This is a genomic window from Streptomyces sp. NPDC020958 (assembly GCF_055562175.1).
The window spans coordinates 471,892-484,415 of record NZ_JBVHFU010000004.1; the positions used below are offsets into that span (position 1 = coordinate 471,892).

13 protein-coding genes and 1 riboswitch are annotated in these 12,524 nt (G+C 71.3%); of the genes, 7 read left to right on the plus strand and 6 right to left on the minus strand.

From position 1 onward, the window contains the following. Nucleotides 1-37 precede the first annotated feature (37 nt). From ACZ3KP_RS16010 to ACZ3KP_RS16025, 4 genes are all read left to right on the plus strand, one after another. Entirely contained in the window at nucleotides 38-412 is a 375-nt protein-coding gene (locus ACZ3KP_RS16010; RefSeq protein ID WP_467499962.1) for a type II toxin-antitoxin system RelE/ParE family toxin, read from the plus strand. Further along, entirely contained in the window at nucleotides 412-747 is a 336-nt protein-coding gene (locus ACZ3KP_RS16015) for a helix-turn-helix domain-containing protein (protein ID WP_467500285.1), read from the plus strand. The genes ACZ3KP_RS16010 and ACZ3KP_RS16015 overlap by 1 nt, the downstream gene beginning before the upstream one ends. A gap of 156 nt (nucleotides 748-903) precedes the next feature. Then, on the plus strand, nucleotides 904-1,875 hold the full coding sequence (locus ACZ3KP_RS16020; RefSeq protein ID WP_467499964.1) for an ankyrin repeat domain-containing protein: 972 nt from the start codon (nucleotides 904-906) through the stop codon (nucleotides 1,873-1,875). Nucleotides 1,876-1,947: 72 nt separating this feature from the next. After that, complete coding sequence (locus tag ACZ3KP_RS16025) at nucleotides 1,948-2,526, plus strand: hypothetical protein (protein ID WP_467499966.1); 579 nt, start codon at nucleotides 1,948-1,950, stop codon at nucleotides 2,524-2,526. Nucleotides 2,527-2,550: 24 nt separating this feature from the next. Here ACZ3KP_RS16025 and ACZ3KP_RS16030 read toward each other — a convergent pair whose 3' ends face one another. Continuing rightward, nucleotides 2,551-4,107 carry a carboxylesterase/lipase family protein gene (locus ACZ3KP_RS16030; protein ID WP_467499968.1) on the minus strand — a complete coding sequence of 519 codons (1,557 nt, stop codon included), beginning with the start codon at nucleotides 4,105-4,107 and terminating at the stop codon, nucleotides 2,551-2,553. A gap of 128 nt (nucleotides 4,108-4,235) precedes the next feature. On the opposite strand from ACZ3KP_RS16030, the gene ACZ3KP_RS16035 reads away from it, so the two are divergent. Beyond that, a complete protein-coding gene (locus ACZ3KP_RS16035; protein WP_467499970.1) occupies nucleotides 4,236-4,442 on the plus strand; it encodes a hypothetical protein in 207 nt (68 codons plus the stop codon). A 54-nt stretch (nucleotides 4,443-4,496) separates the two neighbouring features. Here ACZ3KP_RS16035 and ACZ3KP_RS16040 read toward each other — a convergent pair whose 3' ends face one another. Then, nucleotides 4,497-5,624, minus strand: a complete 1,128-nt coding sequence (locus ACZ3KP_RS16040; protein WP_467499972.1) for an NADH:flavin oxidoreductase — start codon at nucleotides 5,622-5,624, stop codon at nucleotides 4,497-4,499. Nucleotides 5,625-5,870: 246 nt separating this feature from the next. On the opposite strand from ACZ3KP_RS16040, the gene ACZ3KP_RS16045 reads away from it, so the two are divergent. Then, the gene (locus ACZ3KP_RS16045) at nucleotides 5,871-6,656 is read left to right on the plus strand and encodes an alpha/beta fold hydrolase (RefSeq protein WP_467499974.1); all 786 of its coding nucleotides are present in this window, start codon (nucleotides 5,871-5,873) and stop codon (nucleotides 6,654-6,656) included. A 289-nt stretch (nucleotides 6,657-6,945) separates the two neighbouring features. Here the strand turns inward: ACZ3KP_RS16045 and groL are convergent, their stop codons facing one another. From groL to thrC, 4 genes are all read right to left on the minus strand, one after another. Beyond that, nucleotides 6,946-8,568: a chaperonin GroEL gene (groL, locus tag ACZ3KP_RS16050; protein ID WP_046730948.1), complete on the minus strand. Its 1,623-nt coding sequence runs from the start codon at nucleotides 8,566-8,568 to the stop codon at nucleotides 6,946-6,948. A gap of 331 nt (nucleotides 8,569-8,899) precedes the next feature. Further along, nucleotides 8,900-9,103, minus strand: a complete 204-nt coding sequence (locus tag ACZ3KP_RS16055; RefSeq protein ID WP_004986573.1) for a cold-shock protein — start codon at nucleotides 9,101-9,103, stop codon at nucleotides 8,900-8,902. A 469-nt stretch (nucleotides 9,104-9,572) separates the two neighbouring features. After that, the gene (locus ACZ3KP_RS16060; protein ID WP_132892004.1) at nucleotides 9,573-9,848 is read right to left on the minus strand and encodes a MoaD/ThiS family protein; all 276 of its coding nucleotides are present in this window, start codon (nucleotides 9,846-9,848) and stop codon (nucleotides 9,573-9,575) included. A gap of 47 nt (nucleotides 9,849-9,895) precedes the next feature. Beyond that, the gene (gene thrC / locus ACZ3KP_RS16065) at nucleotides 9,896-11,179 is read right to left on the minus strand and encodes a threonine synthase (protein WP_358974354.1); all 1,284 of its coding nucleotides are present in this window, start codon (nucleotides 11,177-11,179) and stop codon (nucleotides 9,896-9,898) included. An 18-nt stretch (nucleotides 11,180-11,197) separates the two neighbouring features. Then, nucleotides 11,198-11,339, minus strand: a riboswitch (SAM riboswitch). A 157-nt stretch (nucleotides 11,340-11,496) separates the two neighbouring features. Here thrC and ACZ3KP_RS16070 point away from each other — a divergent pair. Further along, nucleotides 11,497-12,441 (plus strand): glucosyl-3-phosphoglycerate synthase, encoded by a 945-nt coding sequence (locus ACZ3KP_RS16070; protein WP_467499977.1) that lies wholly within the window; start codon nucleotides 11,497-11,499, stop codon nucleotides 12,439-12,441. The last annotated feature ends 83 nt before the right edge of the window (nucleotides 12,442-12,524 follow it).

Below are 12,524 nucleotides of genomic sequence, written 5' to 3' on the forward strand. Positions count from 1 at the left end.
AGCGATATGCTGTTGGCGACATAATACGGTCCGCCACATGGCTGACTTGTACGCGATCGAGCTGGAGCCCGAGGTGCGCAGTCGGCTGGAGCTCCTCCCCGGCAAACAGCACCGCAAAGTGGCGGAGTACGCCGACTTGCTGTCCACCCTCGGGCCTCGGACACCCATGCCGTTCGACCGCCCTCTGGAGGACGGGGTGTACGAGCTGCGCCCCACGCTGGGCGGTGTGAGCACACGGATCACGTACTGGTTCGCGCCTGGGCGGCGCATCGTCCTCCTCACCGTCTCCCGCAAGACCCGCATACACGAAGCGGACCAGGTCGCCCGTTCGGTGGCCGCCCGTAAGGTGTGCGCCGACGAGCACGGTCCGGCCCACGTGACGTACAGCCGCGCCGAGGAAGGAGACGCGTGATGAACCACTCCCGCTGGAAGTTGGCGCGCGAGAAGGAACTGGCCCTGGGGCCCGCCGAGGCCCCCGAAGTTGCCGCCGAGCGCGCGGAGATCCGACTGGCCATGGCCTTCGCTCAAGCCGTGTACGAGCGCCGCAAGGAGTTGGGATTGTCCCAGGCCGGCCTCGCCGAACGCGCCGGGCTCACCCAGGCGAAGATCTCCCGCCTGGAAGGCGCCGACACCGTACCGACGCTCCCCTTGCTGCGGCGCCTGGCCCTGGCCCTGGACGCCTCACTCAACATCGCCCTGGACGGCGATCGCGAGGAAGTCACCTTTGTCGCCCATCCGGCAGCTTGACGGCGCATACTGCCGGCTGCCTGGTCGGCCTTCGTGGCGGACGTGAAGGAGAGCGCCCGGTGACGAAGTGACTCCGGGGAGGCGATCGACGGCCGTTGTCAGTGGCGTCTGCGAGGGTGGGGTCACAGAGATCAGCCGGGCTGGAGGGGGCGCGGGATGACGGGGCGGGATGACGGGGCCTGGGCCGGTATGGACTACCGGGGCTGGCTTGACCACGCGGACGTGAGGCGGAGGCTCGATGCCGGGGCCGATCCGGAGAGGTGGGGTGTCGGAGGCTCACGGCCCCTGCACCGCGCGGCGGTTTTCGGCTCACCCGAGGTCGTCGCCGAACTGGCCCGCCGAGTCGCCGACGTGGACGCGCTGGAGAATGACACAACCGCCTTGTGGGACGCGGTGCTCGCGGGTCGTACCGAGAACGCGCGAGCACTCGCCGCCGCCGGGGCCGACCCGCTGTGGACGGGGTTCGGCGGCTGGACTCCGGCACGCCTGAGTCTGGCCGGGCCGGAGCCGGACCTGTTCACACCGGCCGCGGGCGTGTCCCCTCTGACGGACACCGAGCGCGCCAGGGCGGAGGAGAGCCGGAGGCTTCTCGCGGCGCTGGGGGAGTTCCCCTACGAGGGCCTGGGGCTGGCCTGCGTCGCAGGGATCGACGCCGAGGAGGCGATACGTCGCCTGGAGGCGGTGCCGGCCGACGCCCAATTCATGGAAGACCTGCTGGAGGACCCGTACGAGTACGAGCTCGACGACACCCTGCTGCTGGTCGGCGTGACGACCGTGCCAGGCGGCTGTGTACTCACCCAGCCCTGGGGATACGGCCCGTCCATGCCCGGACTCCATGCCCGCCTCTCCTCGGGCACCGTCTCCTACGGCCTCTACGCCAACCCCAAGAGCGGCAACCAGGGCAGCATCCACCGCGACGGCGTCTGCGAGGGCTGGGACCTGCACCCCGGCGGCGGCCCGGACGCCGAGGACAGCCCGGAGGAGGTCCTGCTCTCGTACCTGTACCAGTACAAGGCCGTGGCCTACTGCCTCGCCCGCACCGGCCTGCGCCCCACGAACGCCCGCGCGGTCATCGGCCCACCGGACCACTGGGTCGCACTGCCCGAGCGCGACTACTGGGCGACGTGAGAAGGGTTCCCGAGGCTCGAGCGTCCAGACGCTCCGGCGGTGTTGTCAGCGCCCTGTGCAACCCTGGTTCCCATGAACCACGCCCAGCTCACCGCCCTCGGCCGGGCCCTTCGCGTGCTCGGGGAGCACGGGGACGCGCTGACCGGCGACACGCCCGATGCCAAGCTGTACGAGGTCAAGGACGATCTGCGGCGCGCTCTCGACCTGCTGGAGGAGAGCGTCGGCGCCGCCGCCCCCACCACCCGGTGCCCCGAGCACCCGCAGGGCCCCGTGGACAAGAGCGCCCCCGATCTGTGCCTGCTGTGCGAGACGCGGCGGCGGGCCGCGCGGCGGTCGGAGTTCGCCGGTGGGCCCCGGCCCGCCGGGGCGGGAGAGGCCGCGGGGCCGTCCATGTCCCGGTACGGGGTGCGCGCCGACCGGCCGCAGCCGCAGCAGCGCTGGCTGCCGGAGGCGTGGAACGGGCGGGAGTGGCAGCTGTGCGGCACCCCCCGGCGCGACCGGCGGGAGGCCGAGCTGTACATCGCCGCCCAGCGCCGCGGGTCCCGGCCCGCGATGGCCTACCGGCTGGTGCACGAGTTCACCGACTACGAGGTGGTGCGGGTGTGGGGCAACCCCGTCCACGTCGACGTCGAACCCCTCGGCAACCTCTGACCCCCGGCCGACGGCCGGCGCGGGTCAGCCGAGCAGGGGGGACGGGGTGAACTCGTACCCCTCCCAGAGCTGCCTCGTCCGCTCCTCCGGGTACGCCGTGGCCGTCGGGGTCGCGTCCATGAGCTGGGTGGCGCGGGTCCGGGTGTCGTACGCCGGCCAGCCCGGGTCCCCGGTCCTCGCGAACGCCGTCCACGCGGTGCGGAAGCGGGTGGAGAGGGTCTGGGCCTCGGCGGTGACGTCGGCGCCCGCCCAGAGGAGCTGGGCGAGGTCCGCGTCGAAGGTGCCGAAGAGGAGGGGGATGTCCAGTCCGTGGCAGGCGCCCAGGACCCCGCCGCTGCCGGGGGCGCCCCAGGTCAGTTCGTAGAGGTGGGCCCGGCCGCCGCCCGTGGTCTGGGCCTCCGCGAGGCGCAGGGACGGCATCGCGAACAGCCAGTCCGTCTGCACCTGTTCGTACAGCGCGGTGGGTGACGCGTCGGGGTGGGCCGCGCGGTAGGCCTGCTCGCCCGCCTCGCCGCCCGGTCCGAACAGGCGCAGCGCGCCGGTCGCCTGCTCCTCCGTGATCCTGCCGTGCATGCCGGCCAGGACGAGGAAGAGGCGGAACTCGTCGCGGTTGTGGCCGACGAGCAGGTCCACGTCGCGGGCGGCGCCGGAGGCGAGTGCCTCCCAGGGGGTGCTGGGCAGCACGTCCCCGTCGACCACCGGGGAGAACGGGGTGACCGTCGGCGCGATCCGGCCCCAACGGTCCACGTACTGGGCCATCTTGGCGCCCAGCGCCTGTCCGGCCTCCGGCAGCCGGCGCGGGTCGGTCGTCGCCAGGTCGGCCACCGTGGGGCGCAGGCCGGCCTCGGCCGCGAGGGCCCTGCCGATGTCCTCGGCCAGCTCGGCGGAGAAGAAGGTGCCCGGGACGCTCTGCGCGATCGCCCGCCGGAACAGGCCGCGCGCCCTCGGCATGGTGAGGAGCGAGGCCACCGACCCGGCGCCCGCGGACTCGCCGAAGAGCGTGACCTGGCCGGGGTCGCCGCCGAACGCCGTGACGTTCTCCCGTACCCACTCCAGGGCCGCCACCTGGTCCAGCAGGCCGCGGTTCGCGGGCGCTCCCTCGATGTGGGCGAAACCCTCCATGCCGACGCGGTAGTTGAGGGTGACCACGACGACGTCGCCCTCGCGGGCGATGCGCTGCGCGTCATAGCCGGGGCTGCCGGAGTGGCCCAGCTTGTACGCGCCGCCGTAGATCCACACCATCACCGGGCGGCGGGCGGCCGGGTCCGGGTCGGGCGTCCACACGTTCACCGTCAGCCAGTCGTCGCCCTCGGGGGCCTCCAGTACGCCCGTGCGCCCCTGGATGCCCAGGTCCTGCGGGGGCGGCGGCCCGAAGGCGTACGCCTCGCGGGTGCCGTCCCACGGGTGGACCGGCCGGGGTGCCGCGAATCGTGCCTCCCCCACCGGGGGTTCGGCGAACGGGATGCCCCGGAAGACCGCCAGTCCGTCCTCCCAAAGTCCGCGCACGGCACCGGCGGCCGTCCGCACGACGGGTCCCTCGGCGGCCGCGGGGGCCGGCGTCCGGGTTTCACTGGCGGTCATGGTCGCTCGCTCTCACCTCGGCGGCTGCTGGTCACCGGTGGAACGCACGGCACCACGGGTAAGTGCCGGTGTCCGCGGCCAGTGCAGTCGCGTGTCTCGCTCCTGGTCACGTTCGGCGTGCTGGCGGGATGCGGGTCGGGCGGCCCGAGACGCGCGGGGCACGCGGCGTCCGGGCCGGGCTGGTGCTGCTGTCGGCGCTCGCCGCCGTCGGCGGCTGGGGCTGGGCGCGGCGGCGCCTGGGGGCGGAGACGGCGCGGACCTGCGCCCTGGTCCTCGGCGTCCTCTCCCTGCCGGTGCAGGGAGAGGACGCGCTGGTCATGACCGTGTTCCGGTGATCACACACGTCTCCGCCCGCCGACCCGCCCGGCTCGGCTCGGAAGCAGCTCAGCTCAGCTCAGCGACTTCAGGGCCGCCGCGTCGTACGGCTTCAGCTCGTCCGTCCTGCCGGCGAGGACCTTCGACGCCCACTCGGGGTCCTGGAGGAGGGCGCGGCCGACGGCGACCATGTCGTACTCCTCGCGCTCCAGGCTGTCGAGGAGGTCGTCGATGCCCCTGACCTCGGAGCCCTCGCCCATGAAGCCCTTGATGAAGTCGCCGTCGAGGCCGACCGAGCCGACGGTGATGGTGGGCCTGCCGGTGAGCTTCTTGGTCCAGCCGGCCAGGTTGAGGTCGGAGCCCTCGAACTCGGGGAGCCAGTAGCGCCGGGTGGAGGCGTGGAAGACGTCGACGCCGGCGGCGGCCAGCGGCGTGAGGATCGCCTCCAGCTCCTCGGGGGTCTCGGCGAGGCGGGCGTCGTAGTTGTCGGACTTCCACTGCGAGAAGCGGAAGATGACCGGGAAGGTGGCGGAGACCGACGCGCGGACCGCGGCGACGATCTCGGCGGCGAACTTCGTACGGGCCACCAGGTCGCCGCCGTACGCGTCGGCACGGCGGTTGGTGCCCGCCCACAGGAACTGGTCGAGCAGGTAGCCGTGGGCGCCGTGCAGCTCGACCCCGTCGAAGCCGATGCGCTCGGCGGCGGCCGCGGCCTCGGCGAACGCGGCGATCACGTCGTCCAGGTCCTGCCGGGTCATCTCCTTGCCCTCGCCCTCGGTGCCGTCCAGGCGGATGCCCGAGGGGCCGACGGCGGGGGCGTCCGCGAACGGCGGCCGGCCCTGCTTGCGGACCATGCCGATGTGCCACAGCTGCGGGACGATCGTGCCGCCGGCCGCGTGCACGCCCTCGGCGACCTTCGCCCAGCCCGCCAGCTGCTCCTCGCCGTGGAACCGCGGGACACGGCTGCTGTCGCCGGCCGAGTCGTGGCCGACGTACGTCCCCTCGGTGACGATCAGACCGACACCGGCGGCGGCCCGGCGGGCGTAGTACGAGACCACGTCCTCGCCGGGGATGCCGCCGGGGCTGAACTGGCGGGTCATGGGCGCCATCACGATCCGGTTGGGGACCGTGAGCCCGTTCAGGACGATGGGGCGGGAGAGGATCTCCGCCGCGCGGGAGGCGGGGGGCGTGGTGACGGTCACGTGGGGGGCTCCTCGTGAGTGGGGCGGGTACCCGAGGCCGGGCACCCGAGGTCGTACGGTCCGGCTCGTCGACCGGGTGGTATGTGCACGCGCATCGAGTGCGCGTCGTGCACAACGATCCGTCCGCCCGCGCGCATTCCCGCTCCCGGCACCGAAGCCGTGTGACCCCCGCCACGGCCCCGGCGGGGGTGCCTCGCGTCCCTTATCGGGTGGCGGCCCGCACCGGGGCGCTGCGAGCATCTGCGGATGCAGACACTCGCCGACGAGCTCGGTCACCTCTCCTACTCCGTCACCGGTGACGGACCGCCCGTCGTACTCGTGCACGCCGGCGTGGCGGATCACCGCATGTGGGACGCGGTCGCACCCGCCCTCGCCGAACGGCACACGGTCGTCCGGTACGACCTGCGCGGCTTCGGCGCGTCCGCGCCGCCGAGCGGACCGTTCGGCGAGAGCGACGACCTACGCCGCCTCCTGGACCACCTCGGCCTCGACCGGGTCCGGCTGGTGGGCGCCTCCTGGGGCGGCCGGGTGGCCGTGGACTTCACGCTCACCCACCCGGACCGGGTGCACTCGCTGGCGCTGCTCGCCCCGCCGTGGCCGGGGTACGACTGGTCCGCGCAGATGATCACGTACGACGAGGCCGAGACGGCGGCGCTGGCCGCGGGCGACCTGGACACCGCCGTCCGGGTGAACCTGGACATGTGGCTGCGCGGGCCGGCCCGTGGCTGGGACGACGTCGCCGACGGACTGGCCGACCGGCTCCGCGAACCGCTGCGCACGTCGCTGGTGAACCAGGACGTGGTGGGCGAGTACTCCCAGGGGCCCACGGCCGGCGACCTCGCCGGCATCCGCGTGCCCACCCTGGTGGGGATCGGCAGGCTCGACGTCACCGACTTCCAGGACATCGCGCGCCGCTACGCCGCCGGGATCCCCGGCGCCACCCTGGTCGAGTTCCCCACCGCCGCGCACCTGATCGCACTGGACGCACCCACCGAACTCACCGCGGCACTGGGCCCGTTCCTCGCCCGTTGAGGACTGCCGGGACCGCCCGCGGCACACTCGTCGGTCACCGGCCTCCCCCAGCCTCCGGCCAGGAGGCACCCCGCCGCGCCGTCCGCCGCGGCAGCGACCGCCCGAGCACGGCACCCCCGCCCCGCGGCCGGACGCACCAGCCCCCGCCCGCCGAACGCCCCGCCGAACGGGGCCCGCTCCCCGCCCGTCGGGGGCCTGGGCCGGGCCCGGGTACGGCGAAGGGCGGTACCCCCTGGCGAACAGGGGGTACCGCCCTCGGCGCTGTGCGGGAGCTGCCGAGCCGTCAGGCTCAGAAGTCCATGTCACCGCCCGGCATGCCGCCCGGGGCGGCCGCGGCGGCCTTCTCCGGCTTGTCGGCGATGACGGCCTCGGTGGTGAGGAACAGCGCGGCGATGGAGGCGGCGTTCTGCAGGGCGGAACGCGTCACCTTCGCCGGGTCGATGATGCCCTCGGCGACCAGGTCGACGTACTCACCGGTCGCGGCGTTCAGGCCGTGACCCGGGGTGAGGTTGCGGACCTTCTCCACCACGACGCCACCCTCGAGGCCGGCGTTGACGGCGATCTGCTTGAGCGGGGCCTCCAGGGCGAGCTTCACGGCCTGCGCGCCGGTCGCCTCGTCACCCTCCAGCTCCAGCTTCTCGAAGACCTGGGAGGCCTGCAGCAGGGCCACGCCACCACCGGCGACGATGCCCTCCTCGACGGCCGCCTTCGCGTTGCGCACGGCGTCCTCGATGCGGTGCTTGCGCTCCTTGAGCTCGACCTCGGTCGCGGCACCGGCCTTGATGACGGCGACGCCACCGGCGAGCTTGGCCAGGCGCTCCTGGAGCTTCTCGCGGTCGTAGTCCGAGTCGGACTGCTCGATCTCGGCGCGGATCTGGTTGACCCGGCCCTGCACCTGCTCGGTGGAGCCGGCGCCGTCGACGATGGTGGTCTCGTCCTTGGTGATGACGACCTTGCGGGCGCGGCCCAGCAGGTCGAGGGTCGTGTTCTCGAGCTTGAGACCGACCTCCTCGGAGATGACCTCGCCGCCGGTGAGGATGGCGATGTCGTTCAGCATCGCCTTGCGGCGGTCGCCGAAGCCCGGGGCCTTGACGGCGACGGACTTGAAGGTGCCGCGGATCTTGTTGACGACCAGGGTCGACAGGGCCTCGCCCTCGACGTCCTCGGCGATGATCAGCAGCGGCTTGCCCGACTGCATGACCTTCTCCAGGAGCGGGAGCAGGTCCTTGACGGAGCCGATCTTGGAGTTGGCGATCAGGATGTACGGGTCGTCGAGGGACGCCTCCATCCGCTCCATGTCGGTGGCGAAGTACGCCGAGATGTAGCCCTTGTCGAAGCGCATACCCTCGGTGAGCTCCAGCTCCAGACCGAAGGTCTGGGACTCCTCGACGGTGATGACGCCTTCCTTGCCGACCTTGTCCATCGCCTCGGCGATGAGCTCGCCGATCTGGGTGTCGGCGGCGGAGATGGAGGCCGTGGAGGCGATCTGCTCCTTCGTCTCGACATCCTTGGCCTGCTCGAGGAGGGCACCGGAGACGGCCTCGACGGCCTTCTCGATACCGCGCTTGAGGGCCATCGGGTTGGCGCCGGCGGCTACGTTGCGCAGACCCTCCTTGACCAGGGCCTGGGCGAGAACGGTCGCGGTGGTCGTACCGTCACCGGCGACGTCGTCCGTCTTCTTGGCGACTTCCTTGACCAGCTCGGCGCCAATCTTCTCGTACGGGTCCTCGAGCTCGATCTCCTTGGCGATGGAGACACCATCGTTGGTGATCGTGGGGGCGCCCCACTTCTTCTCGAGGACGACGTTGCGGCCCTTGGGGCCGAGCGTCACCTTGACGGCGTCCGCGAGCTGGTTCATGCCGCGCTCGAGGCCGCGCCGCGCCTCCTCGTCGAACGCGATGATCTTGGCCATGTGAAGTGGTCCCTCCAGGACTGGGGGTGAGTCTTCGAGGACCGCGCCCGCGCCCGCGACGGACGGCTCGCCGACCCGTGGGTTCCTTGCCCCACCCGGCCTGCGGGCCTCACCGACCCGGTCCTTCTTTGTCACTCTCACCTTCAGAGTGCTAACGCAATGATTAGCACTCGGCCTAGGCGAGTGCAAGCGCCTCCCGGGTATCGGGCGGCGCGCTCAGCCGCCCGCGAACACCCGGGCGGCGCCCTCCGGGGCCCGGACCGGCGCCCTCCGGGACACGGCGAAGGGCCCGCCCCCTGACGGGAGCGGGCCCTTCCTCGTGTGTGCCGTTTCAGGCGGTGACGCGAACCATGTCGGCCTGCGGGCCCTTCTGACCCTGCGAGATCTCGAACTCGACCCGCTGGCCCTCTTCCAGGGTGCGGTAGCCGTCCATCTGAATCGCGCTGTAGTGGACGAACACGTCCGCACCACCGTCGACCGCGATGAAGCCGTACCCCTTCTCCGCGTTGAACCATTTGACGGTGCCCTGAGCCATGCCTAACTCCCCTATTACTGGCCCTTGCACAGATCCACACTTCGCGGATCCGGGTCAGACCTCACCCCCCATTGGTTGGGGGCGTGCGCCGGAACGCGTCGACCGCGGCTGAATGTATCTGTCCAACTGCCGTCTGCAACAGGTCAATCGGACGAGAATTCTGGGCGGGAAGGGTCCGGAATGTAGCGAGAATTCGGTTGAATTCAGGGCAAGTCGGGCCCCATAAAAGCCACGAAAGCCGCATATGACCGGCACACTTTGGCTACTTCTTGGCAGGCCAGCGGTATCCAATAACAGGGCCCGCGCCCCGGTGATCGGGACCGTGTTCCCCAACTGTACCGCGCTCAACCACACAGAATTGCCCCCTCCGCTTCTCTCGCGGAGGGGGCAATCCCATTCACAACCCGTGATTCCTGTTACCGAAGGTAATGTTCGGTCATTCGGCCATCACGTCAGGCGGGTCGGCGGCTCAGCCACCGGCGACGGCCGGGATGATGGAGACGCCGGCGCCGTCCGGCGTGACCGTCTCCAGGCCCTGCTCGAATCGCACGTCGTCGTCATTGACGTACACATTGACGAACCGGCGCAGCTTGCCCTGGTCGTCGAGAACGCGGGCGGCGATCCCGGTGTGGTTCTTCTCCAGGTCGGCGATGACCTCGCCGAGGTTGGCGCCTTCCGCGGCGACCTCGGCCCGGCCGCCGGTGTAGGTACGCAGGATGGTGGGGATGCGAACGGTGACGCTCACTGTCTAGACCTCCGGTCCGGGCAACGCCCTGGTTCTGTGCGGTCGGCTCAGGCGAGCCCGGCCTCGTGGAAAGACTCGAGATTCGGGCGGATGGTCGCGGTGAGTCCCGTACCCGCGACCGCGTCCAGTGTCTTCAGTCCGTCACCCGTGTTGAGGACGACGATCGACTTCGCCGGATCGATGAGCCCGTTCTCGATGAGCTTCCTGGTGACGCCGACCGTCACCCCGCCCGCGGTCTCCGCGAAGATGCCCTCGGTCCGCGCGAGCAGCTTGATGGCGTCGACGACCTGCTCGTCGTCGACGTCCTCCACCGCGCCGCCGGTGCGCCGCGCGATGTCGAGGACGTACGGGCCGTCGGCCGGGTTGCCGATGGCGAGGGACTTGGCGATGGTGTTCGGCTTCTGCGGCCGGACCACGTCGTGACCCGCCTTGTAGGCGGTCGACACCGGCGAGCAGCCCTCCGCCTGCGCACCGAAGATCTTGTACGGCTTGTCCTCGACGAGCCCGAGCTTGATCAGCTCCTGCAGCCCCTTGTCGATCTTCGTGAGCTGGGAGCCGGAGGCGATCGGGACGACCAGCTGGTCCGGGAGCCGCCAGCCGAGCTGCTCGCAGATCTCGTACGCGAGCGTCTTGGAGCCCTCGGCGTAGTACGGCCGCAGGTTGACGTTGACGAAGCCCCAGCCCTCGCCGGCCGGGTCGCCGATCAGCTCGGAGCAGAAACGGTTCACGTCGTCGTAGTTGCCCTCGATGCCGACGAGCTCGCCGCCGTAGATCGCGGCCATGACGACCTTGCCCTGCTCCAGGTCGTGCGGGATGAACACGCAGGAGCGGAAGCCGGCCCGGGCCGCGGCGGCGCCGACGGCACCGGCCAGGTTGCCGGTGGAGGAGCAGGAGAGCGTGGTGTAGCCGAAGGCACGGGCGGCCTCGACGGCCTGGGCGACGACGCGGTCCTTGAAGGAGTGCGTCGGGTTGCCCGAGTCGTCCTTCACGTACAGCCCGCCGGTGACGCCGAGCTCCTTGGCCAGGTTGTCGGCCTGGACGAGCTTGGTCCAGCCCGGGTTGATGTTCGGCTTGGTCGCCACGTCCGCGGGGACGGGCAGCAGCGGCGCGTAGCGCCAGATGTTCGCGGGTCCCGCCTCGATCCGCTTGCGGAGCTCCTCGGTGTCGTAGCCCGAGAAGTCGTACGCGATCTCCAGCGGGCCGAAACACTCCTCGCAGGCGAACACCGGGCCGAGCGGCACGCGGTGGCCGCACTCGCGGCAGGACAGCGCGGCGGCGGGGCCGAGGTCCACGGTCTTCGGGGAAGCGGTTGCAACAGTCTGCGCAGCCATGTGAGGCGAGGCCCTTTCTCCTCATCTTCCTCACGGCGCATCTCGCCGTGAGACGGATTTGGCACCTTCCCTAGCCGGGAGCCTCGCTGTGAACACGAGACCGGCTGGAGGGTTGCCGGGGCTTCATCGGGCCGTTTCCCTCTGCCCCTCTGGATGAGCTGTATTCGGTTGTCAACGCACGGTGACCCCAGGACATGCGATGGTCACGCGCGTTGTTCAAGACTGTAACCGAAGGCCAGGACAGTTGAGATAGTCGTCCGTACCGCGAGATGGATCACACCCCGCAGTGTGACCGTGACAGTGAGGAGCCGCTGACTGTGCTGGAAGAAGCCGAGCGCTGGCTGGCCACCCGCTCCTGGTCCGTGACCGACCGTCCGCTGCACCGGATACTCGCCGCCAAGCAGCGCACCGGTCAGTCCGTCTCCGTCGTGCTGCCCGCGCTCAACGAGGAGGAGACGGTCGGCGACATCGTCGCGGTCATCCGTCACGACCTGATGCGGCAGGTGCCGCTCGTCGACGAGATCGTGGTCGTCGACTCGGGCTCCACCGACCGCACGGCGGCGGTGGCCGCGGCGGCGGGCGCCCGGGTCGTCCACCGTGACACGATCCTCCCCCGCATCCCCGCCGTCCCCGGCAAGGGCGAGGTCCTGTGGCGCTCCCTGCTCGTCACCGGCGGGGACGTCATCTGCTTCGTCGACGCCGACCTGAAGGACTTCTCCTCCGACTTCGTCACCGGCATCGTCGGCCCGCTGCTGACCGACCCGGACGTGCACCTGGTCAAGGCGATGTACGACCGCCCGCTCGCCGGCGCGGCGGGCCAGGGCGGCCGGGTCACCGAGCTGATGGCCCGCCCCCTGCTGAACATGCACTGGCCGCAGCTGGCCGGGTTCGTGCAGCCGCTCGGCGGCGAGTACGCGGCCCGCCGCACCCTGCTGGAGCAGCTCCCCTTCCCGGTCGGCTACGGCGTGGAGCTGGGCATGCTGGTGGACGCCCTGCACCTGGTCGGCCTGGACGCGCTCGCCCAGGTGGACGTCGGGGTGCGCAAGCACCGCCACCAGGACGGCCAGGCCCTCGGCCGGATGTCCGCCGCGATCTACCGCACGGCCCAGCTGCGGCTGGCCCGCGGCCATCTGATCCGCCCGTCCCTGACCCAGTTCGAACGCGGCGAGGACGGCTTCGAACCCCGCACCTACTCCGTGGACACGGAGGAACGCCCGCCGATGGTGGAGATCGCGGAGTACGCCGACCGCCGGGTGGCCTGACCTGGTACACGTTCGCCCGTCGGGCGTGGCCGTACGTTTGAGCGTTTACAAGCCGGGCTAGGTTGAGGCGTATGGCTTCCCCC